Raw genomic sequence first — 18,408 nt, 5'->3', positions numbered from 1 at the left:
GGGAAACCCCCGGTCCGAACGGACGCGGAACCCCGGTGGCCAGTCCCCTGCCAGGGCCGGAGGGGAACGTCGGCCCGGTCGGTCCGCCGCCTTCGCGTGCTCGCCGATGTCGTCGGCGTCGTACCGACACCGGCCTATTCCCGACGATAAAAGAATATCGGGAATGGTGGACCGCAACTGTGCGGAGGAGTTGCTGGACTGATCGGGTGAACGTCGTTCTTTCCCCGACCGACGACCGACCGGTTGCCGTTCCATGGGTTCGCGTCCAATCATCCCGTTTCCAACCCGCTCACATGGATCGCGGCGCCCGTGTCGCCGAAGCTGCTGGTGCCGAACGGCTCGACCTCGATGGGAATGGCGATGGCAGGACTGGCGACGCGGTGTCGGGGGGTGTGGTGGGCGACCCGGTGAAGGCGGGCCTGGCGGAGGCCGCGACCCCTCGGCTGTACCGGCGCAACGCGTTCCGGGTGACCGGGCTGCCGACCGACGCGGACCGGCCGACGGCGCGGCGGCTGCGCAACAAGGTCACCTCGATGCTCGAAGTCGGCGCGGACGTCGACCTGGGTCACGACCTGGACGTGGACGCGGCCGAGGTGGCGCGGGCGTTCGACCTGGTCCTGGGCGACCCGCGGCGACGGCTGGTGGACGAGCTGTTCTGGCTGTGGGACACCGGCAGCGCGACGTGCGGGTGCGCGCAGTCGGTGCACCGCGACCACGACGAGGCAGTCCGGGCGCACAGCCGGGCGCTGGACCTGGAGGCCCGCGACGAGCTGACCGACGACGAGCTGGACGAGCTGGAGCAGCTGTGGCCCGAGGCCGGCCGGCTGTGGGGCCGGGCGCTGCGCCGGGCCGCGTTCTGGGACCACGTCCGGCACCGCGTCGCCGCGCTGGACGACCGGCAGCTGGACGAGTCGGTGGTGGACCTGCTGCGCGACGAGATGCCGGTCGTGCTGCTCGCACCGCTGGTCCAGCTCGCCGCGGCGGCCGACGCCGACCGGGGCTGGCTGGCCGACCGGGTCCGCGAGTGGCCGGCGCCCGCCGGTCTGGCCGACGACCTGCTGGAGCGGGCCGCCGAACCCCTCTACGAGGAGGTCCGCGCCCACCTGAAGGACGCTTCGGACGAACTCGCGGCCGACGACCCGGCCGCCGCCGCGGCGATCGTCTCCGACGTCGTGCTGGACCTGCTCGACCAGCTCGACGACCTGGCGCCGCCCGACCGGCACCGGCGCACGGCGAGCATCCGCGACGACACCGCCATCGCGCTCAACAACTGCGCCACCAAGCTGGTCGAAACGGTCGGCTCGAAGGGCGCCGGGAACGCCCGGAAGTGGCTGGGGACCGCGGCCGAGCTGGCCCGCGACCCGCAGGCGGTCACGCTGATCGAGCGCAACCAGGCCGCGATCACCGAGCTGGCCGACGCCATGGCGATGATCCGCAAGCAGGTCCGCGAGCTGGTCGCGCTCGGCCGCCGGGACATCGCCAGGCGGATGCTCAAGCAGGTGCGGGCGCGGGCGGCGGGCATGGCGGGCGCCGAGGAGATCGACGAGATGCTGCGCGACCTGGGCGTGCACGTCCCCGCGCCGAGGCAACCGCGGTGGTCCGAGCCCGCACGCGGCCGCACCGGCTGGGACGGCGTCAAGCGGCTGTTCATCGGCGTGTGGCGCGCGGTCGCCCTGCTGCTCTTCGCGGCCCTGGTCCTCGCGGGTGTGCGCTGGGTGTTCGGCGACGACGGCACGGTCGACCTGTTCTCCCACGCCTCCTCGGGGAACGCCCCGGTGGGCACGTGCGTCGCGACCGAGGACGGCTGGGAGGGCGACAAGCGGCAGGTGCCGTCGGTGCCGTGCGAGGAGCAGCACTGGGGCGAGGTCCTGGCCTACGTCCCGGTCGGGGACAACCCGTCGACGCACCCCGGTGACGAAGTGGTCCGGCAGCGGGCCGGCTACGAGTGCGCGTGGAGCCAGGCCCGGCAGGACCTGCCGTTCGACACCTACACCACCCGCTACGCCTATCCCGGCGAGGACTCGTGGAACGACGGCGGCAAGAGCTCCGAGAACTACGCCACGTGCGTCGTGCACCGGGTCGACAACGCGCCGCTGGCCGCGCACAACCTGGTCGACGCCGACCGCGAGCGGGCCGACGACCTCACCCTCACCAGGGACCTGCACAGCATCGACATCGGGTCGAACCCTCCCGTGGGCTCCTGCGTGGCGGACAAGGGGAACCTGGACACCAACGCGCACGAGGTCGCCTTCGCCCGGTGCGACCGGCCGCACTGGGGCGAGGTCATCGGCTACCCGGTGCTGTACCGGCCGGAGGAGCAGTGGCCGGGCGACGCCGCCGTGTACGCCGCCGCCGACGCGGCCTGCCTGCGGGCCGCGGTCGACCTGGGGCTGGACGCCGCGTACCACTACCACACGACGTGGCCGGGTTCGAGCTGGTGGACCGACACCCCGGACAAGCCGAAGTACGCCGCGTGCACCGCGAGCAGGGCCGACGGCACGCCGGTTCAGGGCAGCCTCAAATGAGGTTCCCATCCCGGTTCCAACCCGTTCCCATGGTCGGACCGCCGGGCGGTCGGACACAGTCGACCCGACGGAAGGAGTCGGTGTGATGGTCCGGGCGATGACATTGCGCGTCTGCTCGCCGGAGGGGGCGCGCAGCGGTGTCGAACTCGACGGCGGCCCGGTCACCATCGGGCGGGCCGCGCCCGACCACGCGCCGGACGTGGCCCTCGGGCCCGACCCGCAGCGCTGGGTCGGCCGGCTGCACTGCACCCTCGACTTCGCCGACGGCATGTGGTCGGTGACCGACAACGCCAGCGTCAACGGCACGCTGCTGCGGCACGGCGACGTCACCGAACGGCTCCAGGGGCGCAAGCGGATCCAGCACGGCGACGCGCTGCTCATCCTCGGCGACATGGACCGCGACGGCAGCCCGCTGTACTGGGAGCTGACCTTCCTCGACCCGCACACCACCCGCCCGGCGCCGTTCGGGTCCGCCGCGGAGGTGCGCCACACCGGGCCGAGCCTGCGCTACGACTGGGTGGCCGCCCGCGCGTACCGGCGGGAGAACGGCGTCGAGACGCCGATCACCGGCCTGCGCCCGCAGGGGCACCAGCTGCTGCGCTACATGGCGGGCCGGACCACCGGCGGCGCGGCCGTCGCGTGCGATCACGCCGAGCTGATCACCGCGCTGTGGGGCTCGCGCGAGGAGTGGGCGCCGCACCGCTCGTACGACCGGATGGACATCGCCGGCGTGGTGCGGGCCGTGCGGCGGTGCATCGAGGTCGACCCGTCGAACCCGCGGATCCTGGAGACGATCACGGGCATCGGCTACCGGCTCAACGTCGACGCCGGGGACTCGTCGTGATCGAGTGCGCGGCGCGGACGCGGACGGGCCGCCTGCACGACGAGAACCAGGACCGGCTGGCCGCGAACCCGGAGAGCGGCACGTTCGCCGTGGTCGACGGCATGGGCGGGCTGGCGGACGCGGCGGCCACCGCCCAGGTCGTGGTCGACCTCCTCCCCCGCGCCTCGGAGCGGGTGCCGGCGCTGCGCGGCCCGGACGCGGCGCCCGCCGTCGCCGAGGCGGTGGCCGAGCTGAGCGCGCGGGTCCGGTCGGGCGCGCGGACCGGGCCGGGCACGACCGGCGCCGCGGTCGCGCTGCTGATCGTGCGCGACGGCCTGGCGCTGGTGGCGCACTTGGGCGACAGCCGCGTCTACCTGGCCCGCGACGGGCTGGTCCGGCGGCTCACCGAGGACCACGCCCGGGACGGCCAGCTGACCGGGTTCGTCGGCATGGCGGGCGCGGTCGTGCCCGGTGTCTCGCTGCACGAGCTGGTCGCGGGCGACCGCATCCTGCTCTGCACAGACGGCCTGACCAACAGCGTGGACGACGGCGCGCTCGCGGCGGTGCTCACCTCCGCCGACGGCCTGGAGGCGGCCTGCGCCCGGCTGGTCGACGCCGCCGCCGACTCCGGCGCGGTGGACGACATCTCGGTGATCGCGGTGCAGTTCGGGGCAAGGGGGTCGCGATGACGCTGCTCAACGCCGGTGACCGGGTCAGCGACACGCTGGTCATCGACCGCCTGCTCGGCGAGGGCGCGTTCGCCGAGGTGCACCGGGTGCGGCACGAGTACCTGGGCTGGCAGGCGATGAAGCTGTTCAAGAAGGTGGCCTCCAAGGCCGAGACCCGGGCCATGCTCGGCGAGGCCCGGCTGCTGTCGACGTTGGGCCACCCCAACATCATCCGGTTCTTCGAGGCGAGCACCGTGCAGACGCCCGAGGGGCTGCGCGGGTTCTTCACCATGGAGTACGTGCCGGGCGGCAACCTGGAACGGCTCGCCGCCGCGCACCGGCCCGCGGCGCCGACCGACCTGGTGTCGGAGGTGGTGGCCCAGATCGCGGCGGGTCTCGCGGTCGCGCACGACCAGGACCCGCCGATCGTGCACCGGGACCTGACCCTGGCCAACATCCTGGTCGGCTACGACGGCGCGGGCATGCGGGTCCGGGTCAGCGACTTCGGCCTGGCCAAGCGGGCGGACCCGTTCACGCACCTGGCCAGCGCGCAGGGCACCTACGCGTTCATGGCGCCGGAAGTGCTGCGCAACAAGGGCTACTCGTGCGCCAGCGACGTGTGGTCGGTCGGCACGATCGCGTACCTGCTGCTCACCAACCGCGTCCCGTTCGACGACGGGCAGCCGTTCTCGTCCTACTCGCTGGCGCGGTTCAACAAGCCGCTGCTGCCGCCGAGCAGCTACAACGACACGGTCGACGGCGACCTGGACCGGATCGTGCTGGCCATGCTGGAGGTGGACCCGGCCAACCGCCCGGCCACGGCCCTGGAGCTGGGCGCGGCGCTGCGCGAACGCCGGGACCGGGTTGCCCGCCGGTCGACCGGGCACGACCTGGCGGTCACACCGCCGACCGAGCGCGCGCAGCGGCTGCTGGACGAGGCGGTCGCCGCCCGCCCGCCGTCCGAGCGCGCGCGGCGGCTGCTGGACGAGGCGCTGGCGCTGTCCCGCGTCCCCGGCCGCCTCGACCGCGCCGCCGACCTGCTCGAAGAGGCGGTCAACCTCTCGCCCCGCATCCGCGGGCAGCACCTGCACCGGCTCATCCTGTGGCGTCGAGGAGTGATGATGTGAGCCCATTCGCCAAGCTGCGCGCCGAGTTGCGCGCGGAACTGCGGCAGCGCCGCCACCACCGGGCGTTCCGCATCCCACCCCCGGTCGCCGACGACGGGCTGCGCGAGCAGCTGGAGCGGCTGCTCGCCGACGTCCGCGACCCCGTCGAGCACGCCCGGCCGCGGCAGCTGGACGAGAAGCTGCTCGCCGACGCCGCCACGAACCTGTGGCGGGCGCAGCGCAGGCTCGCCCGCGCGGGCGAGCCGTCCACCCCGCGCGACCGACAGGCGGCGCGGCACCTGACGACGTGCCGCGACGCGCTGACCGACGCCGGGCTGGTGGTCCAGGAGCACGACGGCGACGCGTTCCACCCGGGTCGCTCGCTCGAAGTGCTGGTCTTCGAGGCCGACCCGGCGCGGTCGGCGGACGTCGTCGTGGAGACCGTCCGGCCGACGGTCTACCTGCACGACCGGCGCATCCAGCTGGGTCAGGTGATCGTCGCCGGCCCGCCGCCCGACGGCCAGACCACGTCCACCCAGCCGAGGGACCAGGTGAGGAACGACCATGCGTGACAGCGACACGATCGACTACGGCATCGACCTGGGCACCACGAACAGCGCCATCGCCGTGGTCGAGGACGGCCAGGTCGTCGTCATCAAGAGCAACGACGGCTGGGACATCACGCCGTCCGCCATCTGGATGCCCAAGCCGGGCACGGTGCACGTGGGGCGCCGCGCGCGCGACTACGTCGAGATCGACCCGGACAACGCGGCCTCGGAGTTCAAGCTGGAGATGGGCCTGGCCGACGCGCGGCGCAGGTTCGTCAAGGCGGGGCGGGAGCTGACGCCGCCGCAGCTGTCCGCCGAAGTGCTCAAGTCGCTGCGCGGCGACGCGGGCGACCGCGCGCACAACGGCGTGCCGCCGGAGTTCGCGGTGATCACCGTGCCCGCCGCGTTCACGCTGAACCAGAACAAGGCGACCACCGAGGCGGCGGCGCTCGCCGGGTTCGACCCGGCCTGCCCGCTGGTGCAGGAGCCGACCGCGGCGGCGTTCGCCTACGGCTTCCGGGACAGCGCCGACCGCGGCTACTGGATGGTGTTCGACTTCGGCGGCGGCACGTTCGACGCGGCCGTGGTCAGCAAGCGCGACGGCGACCTGCGGGTGCTCAACCACGCGGGCGACCCGTACCTGGGCGGCAAGCTGATCGACTGGGCGCTGGTCGAGCGGGTGCTCGCGCCCGCGGCGAGCCGGGAGCTGGGGCTGCGCGACTTCCGCCGGGACAACCCGGCGTGGCGGGACAACTTCGGCAAGCTCAAGGGCCGCGCCGAGGAGGCGAAGATCTCGCTGTCGCGCCGGGCGTCCGCCGACGTGACGGTCGACCTGTCCGACGGCCGGGGCGGCGTGGAGACGTTCGAGTACACGCTGACGCGGGACGAGCTGGACTCGATCGCCGAGCCGTTCTACGTCCGGGCGATCAACCTGTGCCGGTCGGCGCTGCGGGAGGCGTCGCTGGACGTGGACGACGTCGACCGCCTGCTGCTCGTCGGCGGCGTCACGCTGGCGCCCGGCCTGCGCGAGCGGCTGGCCGACCCGGACGACGGGATCGGCATCCGGCTCGACACCAGCCTGGACCCGACCACGGTCGTCGCCCGCGGCGCGGCGATCTTCGCCAACACCATCCGCCGACCGCGCACGGTGCCGACCGCGGCGCTGCCGGCCGGCGAGTTCGTCGCCGACCTGGTCTACGAGCCCGTCGTCACCACGACCACACCGACCGTGGCGGGCCGGTTGCGCAGCTCGACCGAGGTGGACTGGACCGAGTACTCGGTGCTGCTGAGCAACCCGGAGGGCCGGCCGCCGTTCCAGTCCGGCCGGATCGGGTTGAACGCCAAGGGCGCGTTCGCCACCGACGTCGACGTCGACCCGCACCGGATCTCGCGGTTCACCGTGGAGCTGACCGACGGCGCGGGCACCCGGCGCAAGCTGACCCCGGACACGCTGTCGATCACGCACCGGGACTTCGAGTTCGGCGGCGTCGGCGCGACGCACTCGCTGGGCATCCGGCTCGCCGACCGCGCGTTCGCGCGGATGCTGCGCAAGGGCACGACCCTGCCCACCCGGGTCCGGGAGGTGTTCCGCACGTCCAGCGCGTTGCACCGCGACGACGCCGACGCGGTGGTGCGCATCCCGGTCGTGCAGGGCGAGCACGACCGGGGCGACCGCAACCGCCAGGTCGGCGTGCTGGAGATCCGGCCGCGGGACGTGCGGATCGACCTGCCCGCGGGCACCGAGGTCGAGGTGACGATCGAGATGGACACCTCGGGCCTGGTGACCGTGGTCGCGGACGTGCCGCTGGTGCAGGCGCAGTTCGAGGCCGAGATCAACGTGCTCGAGGTCCGCACGCTGGCGCCGGACGTGCTGCGCGGCCAGCTGGACGAGGTGGAGACCCGCCTGGGCGCTTTGCGCTCCAAGGCGACCACCTCGTCGTCGGCGCAGGCGCAGCAGCGGCTGGACAAGCTGGACGACGAGAGCGCCGTGCTGACCGCGCGCGACCAGGTCGGCGCGGCCAAGGTCGACACCGGCGCGGCGGCCGCGGCCGAGGAGCGGCTGCGCGACCTGCAGGCCGAGCTGGACGACATCGAGGACGCGCTGGAGCTGCCGACGCTGACGCACCAGCTGCACGCGATGCTCGAAGAGGCGGCGGAGCTGACCGAGCAGACCGGCACGCCCGCGGACCGGCAGGAGCTGGGCGAGCTGCGCCGCCGCTCGGCCGACGCCATCGACTCCGGCGACCTGGCCGCGGTGCGGGCGCAGATCGAGCGGGTCGGCACGTTCCTGCTCGAACTGGAGCGGCGCGGCCCGGACTGGCCGGTGAAGCTGTTCTACGCGCTGCAGGGCATGGTGCCGCCGTCCACCCAGGCCAGCGCGCTGGTGCGGGAGGGCAGCCGGGCGCTCGCGTCGCGCGACGCCCGGACGCTGGACGCGGTGAACCAGCGGCTGATCAGGCTGCTCCCGCAGGAGGAGCAGGAGAAGGTCATCGGATTGAGGAAGGCATGACGGCATCGCTGCGCTCCGCGCTGGACCACCACCTGGCGCTCGACCACGCCCACACCGCCGCCCGCGCGGGCGACCTCGACCTGGCGGCCCGGCTGCTGGACGGGCTGGACGCGGCCGGCGCGGCCACGCCCGCCGCGCTGGACCTGCGCGCCCGCGTGCACGCCCAGCGGGGCGACTTCGCCGCGGCCGACCGGTACTGGGCCAGGGTGCTGCTGCTCGTGCCGGACGACGCGGCGGCCCGGGAGGGTCGCGAGGCGATCGCCCGCATCCAGGCCGGCCGGCGGTCGCGGCCCCTGGTGACCGCGGGCGCGGCGACGGTCGCCGCCGCGGCGGTGCTGGGCGCCGCCCTGGTCGGCGGCGTGACGTGGGTCGCCTCCAGCGAACCGGCGCCCGTCGCCCTCGCGCCGGAGAACCGCGCGGAGGACGTGTGGCGGCTGGAGCAGCAGCTCGCGGCCGTTCAGGGCGCGAGGCAGGAGGAGGCCGACCGGCTGGCCCGGGACCTCGACGCGATCGCGGCGGCGTTCACCGTGCCCGGGGTGGTGGTGCAGCGGCGGGACGCGGACGTGCGACTGGTGTTCGAGGCCGGGCTGTTCCGGTCGGACGCGGAACTCGCGGACGGGTCGTGGCCGTTGTTGACCGAGGTCGGCCGGCGGGTGGCGGGTGTGCGGGCGGCCACGACCGTGGTGGGGCACGTGGTGGCGGTTCCGGGCGGGGTCACCAGTGGCGGCTCCACCGTGGCGCTGGCCCGCGCCCAGGTCGCGGCGCGGGCGCTCGGGGAGGGCGGCGGGCTGCCGCTGACGGCGTTCACGCTGGTCAGCGCGGACCAGGCCGACGGCCCGTTCCCGGACGACGCGCGCAACCGGACGGTGACGCTGGTGCTGCGCCCGGCCGGTTGAGCCGATCTCGCATTCACCGGGTCGACGATTTGAATCCGGTGGCGGGAATGGCGATTCTCCTTTTAAACATCGTCACCGGAATCGAGTGCGTGCGCGTTCCGTTCGACCAGCGGATATCATGTCGGCACACCCACGAACCTCGGGAGTCGATGTTTTGTCCGGACGGCGGAATCGACCGGGAGCGCGGCGCGCCGGCACCACGATGATGTTGCTGTTCGTGGCGCTCGGCGCGGTGTTCGCCGCCTCGGTCGTCGTGGCGACCGGCGCCGGTCGGCCCAGCGGGCCCACCGAGCACGCCGCCCTCCCCCCGACCTCGACCACGTCGTCGTCCGCCCCGGAGTCCACCACGTCGTCCGAACCGCAGCCCGAGCCCTCGCCGGTCGCCGACCCGTGCGGGGACCGGATCGCCGCGCTGCCGCTGCGGGCCCGGCTGGCCCAGCTGCTGGTCGTCGGGGTCGACCCGCGCGGACCCGCGGACGCGCTCGCCGTGGTCCGGGGCGAGCAGGTCGGCGGGATCTTCATCGGCGGCGACGACGTCGGCCTGCTCAGCGCGGGCGCCCTCGCTCCCGTGCACGCGGCGGCGGCCCTGCCGCTGACCGTCGCGGTGGACGACGAGGGCGGCCGGGTGCAGCGGCTGGACGCCCTCGACGGGTCGCTGCCCAGCGCCCGGCGGATGGCCGCCGACCTGTCGCCGGACGAGGTGCGCGCCGTCGCCCGGAACCGCGGGGTGGCGCTGCGCGACCGGGGCGTGACCACCGACCTGGCCCCCGTGCTCGACACCAGCGGCCAGCCGGACCGCACGGTGATCGGCGACCGGTCGTTCAGCGCCGACCCGGACACCGCCCTCGGCTACGCGCTGGCGTTCGCCGAGGGGCTGCACGCCGCGGGCGTCACGCCGGTGGTCAAGCACTTCCCGGGGCACGGCAACACCTCCGGCGACTCGCACCTCGGCGCGGTGACCTCGCCCCCGCTGGACGCGCTGCGCGCCGCGGACCTGGTCCCCTACCGGCACCTGCCCGAGTTCGGCGAGGTCGTGGTGATGCTGGGGCACATCGACGTGCCCGGCCTGACCGGCGGCGTGCCCGCGACCCTCAGCCCGGCGGCCTACGCGCTGCTGCGCGGCGAGTTCGGCTTCACCGGCCCGGCGATGACCGACGACCTGGGCGCGATGCGCGCGGTGACGGACCGGGTCGGGCTGCCGGACGCGGTCGCGCAGGCGCTCGCCGCCGGCGCGGACATCGCGCTGTGGTCCTCCGGCGGCCGGGTCGGCGAGGTGCTGGACCACCTGGAGGGCGCGGTGGCGGCGGGCAGCCTGCCGCAGACCAGGGTGGACGAGGCGACGCGGCGGGTGCTGACGGCCAAGCAGGTGTGCTGAACCACTCGGCGGGCGGCCCGCCGCCGGGCGCCTCATATGCTGGCGGCGACGTTCCAGCGAGGAGGCACCGGCAGTGCGATACGCGGCCATCGGCGACAGCTTCACCGAAGGGGTGGGCGACGAGCGCCCCGACGGCTCGTGCCGGGGTTGGGCCGACCTCGTGGCGGCCGGCCTGGCCACCGCGCTCGGCGAGACCGTCCACTACGCCAACCTCGCCGTGCGCGGGCGCCTGCTCGAACCGATCGCCACCAGGCAGCTCGACACCGCGCTGGCCCTCTCCCCGGCGCCGACGGTGCTGACCCTCAACGGCGGCGGCAACGACATGATGCGGCCCGGCATCGACCTGCGCCGACTGGTCGAGCTGACCGAGCGGGCGGTGGAGCGCTGCGTGGCGTCCGGGGTGCGGCTGGTGCTGCTCAGCGGGGCCGACCCGTCGCAGCGGCTGCCGTTCGGCCGGACCATCCACCGGCGCGGCGAGGTGCTGACGGCGGCCATCGCGCGGCTGGCCGCCCGGCACGACGTGCTGTTCGTCGACGCGTTCAACGACGTCGAGGTCCGCCGGGCCGAGTACTGGTCGCCGGACCGGCTGCACCTCAACGCCGCGGGCCACCAGCGGGTCGCGTCGCTGGTGCTGATGGCGCTCGGGCACGTCGAGGAGGCGCACGCGGTCGACCCGTCGCCGGCGGCCCGCCGCAGCCTGCTGGCCGAGACCCGCTACTACCGCGAGCACGTGCTGCCGTGGGTGAACCGGCGGCTGCGCGGCATCTCGTCGGGTGACGACGCCACCGGCAAGCACCCCGACTGGGTGCCCGTCGAGGCGATGCCCCGCGTCTGAGCCCGGCCACCGGTGGTTGCCCCGGCCGACGAGCAGCGCCATGATGGCGACTCGTCAGTACTCGACCAACAACGGTGGTGGTCTGGTGAAGAAGTACCGATCAGTGATCGTCGGGTTGGCGGCAGCGCTGATCGCGGCCCTGGCGCCCGTCGTCCCCGCGCAGGCGGCGACGACGTTGCCCGCCGCGAACTTCCGGCTCAAGGCCACCTCCTACTCGGGACTGATCGACGACCTGGACGCCGCCCTGCCGAACGTGAGCGTCCCCACCGTGGTGAACGACGGCAACCGCGTCGCCACCACCTGCTCCCCGGCGGCGGCCAACCGGCTCGCCGCGTTCTGCTGGAACAACGGCGACGACGACGTCTCCTACTGGGTGCCGCAAGGCGTCACCACGACCGCGGACGCGTACGGCGAGGCGACCTACGAGGGCGCGACGGCGGTCCTGGTCAGCTGGTACGACAACGGCACGGACGGCGTCGACCGGGGCATCCGGGTGTCGTTCGTGGACTACTCCACGCCGTCCGCGCCGACCTACCGGCACGTGCTGCTGGTCGAGCCCCACACCGACAGCGCGGGCCGGGCGTCGTTCCGGCCGGTCAACCTGCACGCGGGCGGCATGTTCTGGTACGGCCACCTGCTCTACGTCGCCGCCACCGGCACCGGTTTCCGGGTGTTCGACCTGCGGCACCTCTGGCAGACCAGCACCTCCGACGGCTCGGCCATCGGCCGCCAGTCCGACGGCAGCTACCAGGCGTACGGCTACAAGTACGTGCTGCCGCAGGTGCTCGCCTACAACCAGTCGACCACCAACGGGCACGCGAGCATCCGCTTCTCGTTCGCCTCGCTGGACCGCACCAGCACCCCGGACAGCGTCGTCGTCGGCGAGTACGCCAACCCCGGCGCGGGCAGCAGGCTGTTCCGCTTCCCGATCGACTACACCACCCGGATGCTCACCGCGTCCTCCGACGGCTACGCCCGCGCGAGCGAGGCTTACGAGGTGTCGGTGCAGAGCATGCAGGGCGCGACCGCGATCGACGGCGAGTTCTACCTGTCCACCAGCGACGGCAGCGGCAACGCGGGCGACCTGGCCACGTTCCGGCCCGGCGGCTCGGTCGTGATGCACCACGACGTGCTGCCGATCGGACCGGAGGACTTCTCCTACTGGCCCGCCAAGGGCCAGCTGTGGTCGCTGACCGAGTACGCCGGCAACCGCTCGGTGTTCGCCGTCCGCGCCGCCGCCTACTGACGGTCAGGGGCGGACGGCGCCCGGCGCCGACCACACCCACTGCTCGTAGGCCGACACGCGGGTGTAGATCCCGCCGTCGCCGCACGGGCGCAGCGACGAGGCCGTGGCTCGGGACGTCGCACCGGCCAGCAGCCACTGGCCGTCCACCTGGACGTAGGCCGGGCCGCCGCTGTCGCCGTTGCAGCTGTCCCGGTCCAGGAACGGCGCACCGGCCACGAACTCGGTGGCCGGGTCCGCGCCGTACTCGGGGTCGTTGCTCGCGATCGGCACGTCCACCATGCGCCTGCGCCCGTAGCCACCGCTGCTGTGCACGTCGGTGTTGCCGTACCCGGCCAGCCGCACGAACGAGGCGGCCGCGACCTGCTCGGCGGTCGCGATCGGGCGCGGCGGCGTCGGGACCGGGCGGGCGAGCACCAGGACCGCGAGGTCGCCGGTCGGCCGGGGCGGGCGGTAGTCGGGGTGGGCGAGCGCGGTCTCGACCCGGACCACCTCGCCGTCGTCGGGGAAGTCGACGTCCTCGCCGACGAACACGCGGGCCGCGCAGCCGCCGTCCACGCAGTGCGCGGCGGTGACCACGACGTTCGGCGAGACCAGCGTGCCCGAGCAGCACCACCCGTTCCGGCTGCCGATCGCGACGCACTCGGGGAAGTCCGCGGTCGGGACGCCGCCGATGATGCGGGCCCGGTCGGCGACCACCTCGCGCATGTTGGCCAGGTACACCGGGTCCTGGTGGATGCCGGCGGCCGGCGGCTCCGCGCCGACCGCCGACCTGGTCAGCGGCGACACGCCGCGGCGCAGCAGCGAGCGGGCCAGCCGGTAGGCGTCGGCGCCGTCGCCGTGGACGAAGCCGTCGACCTGGTTGGCGAGCGCGTGGTAGACCAGCGCGAACCGGTGCTCGTCGGCGCCGGCGACCGCGCGGGCCAGGTCGGCCACGGCCTCCATCGGGTCCCGGGGTCGGTCAGGGGTGGCGGTCATCGTGCGCCTCCGAAATCAGCTCGTCGATCACGTCGTAGAGTTCCCCACCGGCGGCCCGGTCGTCCACCGCGGCCCCCGCCGGTCCGTCGTCGGCGCGGGAGCCGTCGCCGACGGCCCTCGCCACCTCGTCCAGGACCAGGTCCTGCGCGTTGAGCTCGCCGGGCGGCGGCGGTGCGAACAGGGCCGGTTCCCGGTCGAACGCCAGCCGCGCCGCCGCGCAGCAGGCCAACGCCGTCGCCGCGGCCGGTCGCCCAGGCCCGGGTAGGCGCCGTCGAGCAGGGCCGCCGTCATCGGCGCGACGTCGTCCTCGAACGGACCGCACCCGGTCGGCCAGGACCGCCGCACGGCCTGCGCCTCGGCGGCGAACCCCGTCTCCGCCAACGCCCTCGCGGCCAGCGCGAGCCGGACGGCGGCCGGCGGGTGCACCAGCACCGGCGCGTCCGGACCGATCTCGGCGGCGGCGCGCGCCGGGTCCACCACGAGCAGGTCGGCCAGGGCGGACGCGAACGCCGGTCCGGCGGCGAGCACCCCGTACAGGTCGGCGAAGACCTCCGGCAGCCACGTGTCCCAGGCGTCGCGCCGGGCCTCGGGCAGGGTGGCGAACACCGGCCGGGTCAGCGCGCGGACCGTGCCGAGCAGGCCGATGACCGGGACGGGCAGCCTCGTGACCACGCTCAGGAAGTCCGCGGTGTCCAGGGCGTCCGGGACGTCCTCCACCGCGAACGGCGTCTCGCGCAGGTGCGTGAACGGGCTGAACTCGCCGCTGAGGTGGACCAGCGGCGGCTCGCGGTCGCGGTCGGCGGCGGGCGCGTACTCGCTCCGGGCACGGCACCTCCCCACCGGCCGCTCACCCTGAAGTCGCCCCCACTTGGCATCGGGTTACGGCTAATCACCCGTTAGAGGTAACGCGAGCCAGTCCGGAGGGAGTACCGAGCGGTCGGTGTCCCGTTCTGGTGTTCCGGGGTCAGCTGGCCTGCAGGACCGCGCCGAAGATGAAGAAGGAGACGATGAACGACGGCAGCGACGCGAGCACCAGCAACCCGAAGTGGGGCCGCTTGCGGCGGACGAACAGCCAGGTGATCCACGCCGAGAGCAGGGAGGGCAGGATCAACCGGCCGACGACCTCGCCGAGCCCCCGCCCGGACGCGGGCAGCCCCGCGGTGGCGACGAGCAGCGCCAGGGTCGCGGCGATCCAGATCACGGACGCCGACACGCACCGGCCGTAGTCCGTGCCGACCGGCTGGACCGGGTGGACCGGCTGGTGCGCTTGAGGATCGGGGTACGCCTGGTAACCGGGCTGGGCGGGGTAGCCGGGCTGGGCGGCGTGAGCGGGGTGGCCCGGTTGCGCGGAGACGGGTTCCTGCTCCGGCGTGCGGAAGACGGCGTCGCGGTCGAAGTCCATGGTCCATCCCCACAGCGGCGGTTCGGCGGTTCGCGCCGCTCCGAGCAGGTTGACCAGGCAGGACGGCGGCGCAAGGCTACCCCGCGACCCCCGCTCCGCCAAGAACCCGCCGGCCCGGATCGGCCCACCGCCGCGCGCGCACCCGTGAAACCATGGGCCATGGCCCTGTCACCGAAGTACACCGTGTACCACTCCGCCGTCCTCGACGCCGACCCCGACGAGGTCTGGACGCAGGTGCGGGACATGATGGTGCTGCTCGACGTCGTGTTCGGCGACGGCATCGAGAACGCGCGCTGGACCAACGGCGGCTCGGCCGAGAAGGTGCCCTCGCGGTTCGAGTTCACGCTGCTGCCGAACCACGACCTGGCGCGCGAGGAGGTCGTCGGCCGCTCCGAGGTGGACCGCTCGCTGACCTACCGCTCGGTGGCCCAGGTCCTGTTCATCGTGGACTACCTGGCCACCTACCGGGTCCGGCCGGTGACCGACGAGCCCGGCCGCAGCTTCATCGACTGGCACCGCGAGTTCCGCGTGGTCCCGGACGCGCCCGCCGGGTTCGTCGACGACCTCGAAGTTCTGTTCGCGCAGGAGATCGCGAGCGTGAAGGCCCACTTCGCCGGCTGACCCGAGCCCGCCGCCGTTGTCACCGTGGGCATGACCAGCCGATCACCCGCCCCGGCACCACGTCGGCGCGAACAGCTGCGCGACTTCCTGCGCGCCTGCCGGGCCCGGCTCACGCCCGAGGACGTCGGCGTGGCGGCGGCCGGCAGGCAGCGGACGCCGGGGCTGCGGCGCGAGGAGGTCGCCGCGCCAGCCGGTGTCGGCGTGTCCTGGTACACGTGGCTGGAGCAGGGCCGCGACATCAACGCCTCGGCCGACGTGCTCGACGCCGTCGGCCGGGTGCTGCGGCTGACCGGGCCCGAGCGGACGCACCTGCACCTGCCGGCGGGCCTCAACCCGCCCCGACCGACCGGTGACCGCGCCGACGACGTCACCCCGGAGCTGCGGCACCTGCTGGACGCGTGGAACCCGCGGCCCGCGATCCTGCGCGACCGGCACTGGAACCTGCTCGCGGTCAACGACGGCACGCGGAGGGTGTTCGGCTACGACGACGCCGACCGCAACTGCCTGGTCTCGTTCTTCACCAACGCCCGGTACCGCGAGGCGCACGCGCACTGGGCCGAGGTCGCGCCGCTCGTCGTCGCCGCCTTCCGCGCCACGTCGGCGCACTTCCCCGACGACCCGGGGTTCGACCGGGTCGCCGACCGGCTGCGCGCGGCGATCCCCGAGTTCGCCGAGCTGTGGTCGCGGCAGGAGGTGGACGTGCCCGGCCAGGCGGTGAAGGCGGTGCGCCACCCCGACGCGGGCGACCTGGTCTTCGACATGACCACGCTGACCGTGACCGACCACCCGGACTGGCACCTGGAGCTGTACCACCCGCGGCCCGGCACCGGTACCCGCGGCCGGCTCGAACGGCTGACACCCGCGTCCAGGGTGGTGGCGACGCACCCGGGTTGACCACGCACTGGTTCGGTCGCACGGCGGTCGGCAGGCTCGATCCCATGGCGCACAGCACTTCCAGGCACAGGTCGCTGCGCGGCGGTGACCGCGTCCTCGCGGTGACCGGCGACGTGGCGGACCCGGCCGACCTCGACGCGCTGGCCGACGTGGTCCGGGACTGGCACGGTCGGCTGGACGTGGTGTTCGCCAACGCGGGCGTCGCGGCGTTCGGGCCGGGCGACGAGGTCACCGAGGACGAGTTCGACCGGGTGGTGGGCATCAACTTCAAGGGCGTGTTCTTCACCGTCCAGAAGACCCTGCCGCTGCTGGTCGACCACGCGGCGATCATGGTCAACGCGTCCTGGACGCTGCACCGGGGCCTGCCCGGCGGCTCCGTCTACGCGGCGGATCAGGGTCAACTCGATCAGCCCGGCTACGTCGAGACGCCCATGTTCCACGCCAACGTCCCGCCCGACGCGCACGCCGCCGTCCTCGCCTCGGTGGCCGCGGGCCGCTTCGGCACCGCCGAGGACGTGGCCGCCGCGGTCGCCTTCCTCGCGTCCGACGAGGCGTCCTGCGTCAACGGGCAGGACCTGGTCGTCGACGGCGGCCTCGTCACCGCCGTGCCGCCACAAGCCTGGTGACGGCCCGGCGCGGCTGGGACGATCGCGTGATGGTGGAGCTGACCGCACACGTCCGGGCGCTGCTGGCCGCGCCGAACTTCTGGCACCTGGCCACGGTGAACGCCGACGGGTCGCCACAGGTCACGCCGATGTGGGCGGACGTCGAGGGCGACCACGTCCTGTTCAACACCGCCATCGGCCGCGTCAAGGAGGAGAACCTGCGTCGCGACCCCCGGCTGTCGCTGTCCTGCGTGGCCGGGGACAACCCCTACGACCGGGTGGAGATCCGGGGCCGCGCGGTCCGGTTCGTGGTGGGCGAGGAGGCCGAGCGCGGCATGGACCGGTTGGCCCGCAAGTACGTCGGCACCGAGCGCTACGAGTGGCTGGTCCCCGGCGAGCAGCGGGTGGTCGTGCTGGTCGAGCCCACGCGGGTGCGGCACGTCGTCGGTGTCGAGCCGTTCCGGCCCGGCATCCTGCCGCAGGGCTGATCACCCGGCAGGCTAGCCTTTCGGGTGATCACACGCCTGCCCTGAGGTGGACCGCCCCGTGAGCTACACCGCCGAGATCAGCCGCGCCAACCCGTCCTGCTTCGTGTTCCTGGTCGACCAGTCGGCGTCGATGGACGACCCGATCGGCGGCGGTCGGGAGCGCAAGGCGGCCGTGGTCGCCGACGCCATCAACCGGCTGCTGGCCGAGCTGAGCGTGAAGTGCGCGAAGGAGGAGGGCGTCCGCGACTACTTCCACATCGCCGTGATCGGCTACGGGCACACGGTCGGCTCGGCGTTCACCGGACCGCTCGCGGGCCGCGAGCTGGTGCCGCTCAGCCAGGTCGCGGACCAGCCGGCTCGGGTGGAGTCGCGGGTCAAGAAGGTGCCCGACGGCGCGGGCGGGCTGGTGGAGACCACCACCCGGTTCCCGGTCTGGGTCGACCCGGTCGCCCACGGCGCGACGCCGATGCGCCGGGCGCTGTCGCTGGCCGAGTCGCTGGTGTCGGACTGGGTGTCGCGTCACCCGGACTGCTTTCCGCCGATCGTGCTCAACCTGACCGACGGCAACTCCACCGACGGCGACCCGGCCAGTGCCGCGTGGGCGGTGCAGACGCACGTGAGCGCGGACGGCGCGGCGCTGCTGTTCAACCTGCACGTCTCCGCCACCAACGCGGTGCCGGTGACGTTCCCCGACACCGACTCCGCGCTGCCCGACGCCTACGCGCGCAGCCTGTTCGACATGTCCAGCCCCCTGCCGCCGCACATGCGCTTCTACGCGATGCAGCAGGGCGTGCCGGCCAGTGACGCGACGCGCGGGTTCGTCTACAACGCGGACATCACCTCGCTCGTCCAGTTCCTGGACATCGGGACGCGTGCCACGGACCTGCGCTGA

18 protein-coding genes are annotated in these 18,408 nt (G+C 74.0%); 15 read left to right on the top strand and 3 right to left on the bottom strand.

The window, feature by feature from the left end; translation table 11 throughout:
* The first annotated feature begins 395 nt into the window (after positions 1-395).
* From AB0F89_RS24775 to AB0F89_RS24730, 10 genes are all read left to right on the top strand, one after another.
* A complete protein-coding gene (locus AB0F89_RS24775; protein ID WP_367127971.1) occupies positions 396-2,525 on the top strand; it encodes a septum formation family protein in 2,130 nt (709 codons plus the stop codon).
* Positions 2,526-2,622: 97 nt separating this feature from the next.
* Positions 2,623-3,369, top strand: a complete 747-nt coding sequence (locus AB0F89_RS24770) for an FHA domain-containing protein (protein ID WP_367127970.1) — start codon at positions 2,623-2,625, stop codon at positions 3,367-3,369.
* The gene (locus tag AB0F89_RS24765; RefSeq protein WP_367127969.1) at positions 3,366-4,037 is read left to right on the top strand and encodes a PP2C family serine/threonine-protein phosphatase; all 672 of its coding nucleotides are present in this window, start codon (positions 3,366-3,368) and stop codon (positions 4,035-4,037) included. The genes AB0F89_RS24770 and AB0F89_RS24765 overlap by 4 nt, the downstream gene beginning before the upstream one ends.
* Positions 4,034-5,143 (top strand): serine/threonine-protein kinase, encoded by a 1,110-nt coding sequence (locus AB0F89_RS24760; RefSeq protein ID WP_367127968.1) that lies wholly within the window; start codon positions 4,034-4,036, stop codon positions 5,141-5,143. The genes AB0F89_RS24765 and AB0F89_RS24760 overlap by 4 nt, the downstream gene beginning before the upstream one ends.
* A complete protein-coding gene (locus AB0F89_RS24755) occupies positions 5,140-5,694 on the top strand; it encodes a hypothetical protein (protein ID WP_367127967.1) in 555 nt (184 codons plus the stop codon). Before AB0F89_RS24760 ends, AB0F89_RS24755 begins: the two co-directional genes overlap by 4 nt.
* Positions 5,687-8,179 carry an Hsp70 family protein gene (locus tag AB0F89_RS24750; protein ID WP_367127966.1) on the top strand — a complete coding sequence of 831 codons (2,493 nt, stop codon included), beginning with the start codon at positions 5,687-5,689 and terminating at the stop codon, positions 8,177-8,179. The genes AB0F89_RS24755 and AB0F89_RS24750 overlap by 8 nt, the downstream gene beginning before the upstream one ends.
* Positions 8,176-9,075: a hypothetical protein gene (locus AB0F89_RS24745; protein ID WP_367127965.1), complete on the top strand. Its 900-nt coding sequence runs from the start codon at positions 8,176-8,178 to the stop codon at positions 9,073-9,075. The genes AB0F89_RS24750 and AB0F89_RS24745 overlap by 4 nt, the downstream gene beginning before the upstream one ends.
* A gap of 202 nt (positions 9,076-9,277) precedes the next feature.
* Positions 9,278-10,450, top strand: a complete 1,173-nt coding sequence (locus AB0F89_RS24740) for a glycoside hydrolase family 3 N-terminal domain-containing protein (protein ID WP_367127964.1) — start codon at positions 9,278-9,280, stop codon at positions 10,448-10,450.
* Between the two features lie 73 nt (positions 10,451-10,523).
* Positions 10,524-11,285 (top strand): SGNH/GDSL hydrolase family protein, encoded by a 762-nt coding sequence (locus tag AB0F89_RS24735; RefSeq protein ID WP_367127963.1) that lies wholly within the window; start codon positions 10,524-10,526, stop codon positions 11,283-11,285.
* A gap of 40 nt (positions 11,286-11,325) precedes the next feature.
* Complete coding sequence (locus AB0F89_RS24730) at positions 11,326-12,531, top strand: hypothetical protein (RefSeq protein ID WP_367127962.1); 1,206 nt, start codon at positions 11,326-11,328, stop codon at positions 12,529-12,531.
* Between the two features lie 3 nt (positions 12,532-12,534).
* Here AB0F89_RS24730 and AB0F89_RS24725 read toward each other — a convergent pair whose 3' ends face one another.
* From AB0F89_RS24725 to AB0F89_RS24715, 3 genes are all read right to left on the bottom strand, one after another.
* A complete protein-coding gene (locus AB0F89_RS24725; RefSeq protein WP_367127961.1) occupies positions 12,535-13,506 on the bottom strand; it encodes a trypsin-like serine protease in 972 nt (323 codons plus the stop codon).
* A 27-nt stretch (positions 13,507-13,533) separates the two neighbouring features.
* On the bottom strand, positions 13,534-14,346 hold the full coding sequence (locus tag AB0F89_RS24720) for a hypothetical protein (RefSeq protein WP_367127960.1): 813 nt from the start codon (positions 14,344-14,346) through the stop codon (positions 13,534-13,536).
* A gap of 124 nt (positions 14,347-14,470) precedes the next feature.
* Positions 14,471-14,908 carry a hypothetical protein gene (locus tag AB0F89_RS24715; protein WP_367127959.1) on the bottom strand — a complete coding sequence of 146 codons (438 nt, stop codon included), beginning with the start codon at positions 14,906-14,908 and terminating at the stop codon, positions 14,471-14,473.
* Positions 14,909-15,067: 159 nt separating this feature from the next.
* Here AB0F89_RS24715 and AB0F89_RS24710 point away from each other — a divergent pair, with 159 nt between their 5' ends.
* From AB0F89_RS24710 to AB0F89_RS24690, 5 genes are read left to right on the top strand one after another with little or no spacing between them, the layout of a single operon-like run.
* The gene (locus AB0F89_RS24710) at positions 15,068-15,529 is read left to right on the top strand and encodes an SRPBCC family protein (protein WP_367127958.1); all 462 of its coding nucleotides are present in this window, start codon (positions 15,068-15,070) and stop codon (positions 15,527-15,529) included.
* Positions 15,530-15,559: 30 nt separating this feature from the next.
* On the top strand, positions 15,560-16,423 hold the full coding sequence (locus tag AB0F89_RS24705) for a helix-turn-helix transcriptional regulator (protein ID WP_367127957.1): 864 nt from the start codon (positions 15,560-15,562) through the stop codon (positions 16,421-16,423).
* 44 nt (positions 16,424-16,467) lie between these two features.
* Entirely contained in the window at positions 16,468-17,049 is a 582-nt protein-coding gene (locus AB0F89_RS24700) for an SDR family oxidoreductase (protein ID WP_367127956.1), read from the top strand.
* Positions 17,050-17,078: 29 nt separating this feature from the next.
* Positions 17,079-17,516, top strand: a complete 438-nt coding sequence (locus tag AB0F89_RS24695) for a PPOX class F420-dependent oxidoreductase (RefSeq protein WP_367127955.1) — start codon at positions 17,079-17,081, stop codon at positions 17,514-17,516.
* A gap of 58 nt (positions 17,517-17,574) precedes the next feature.
* Positions 17,575-18,408, top strand: a complete 834-nt coding sequence (locus AB0F89_RS24690; RefSeq protein WP_367127954.1) for a vWA domain-containing protein — start codon at positions 17,575-17,577, stop codon at positions 18,406-18,408.

Source organism: Saccharothrix sp. HUAS TT1 (genome assembly GCF_040744945.1).
Lineage (GTDB): Bacteria > Actinomycetota > Actinomycetes > Mycobacteriales > Pseudonocardiaceae > Actinosynnema.
Note: the sequence above shows the minus strand (reverse complement) of the source record. Positions and strands in the feature narration are given on the sequence as shown.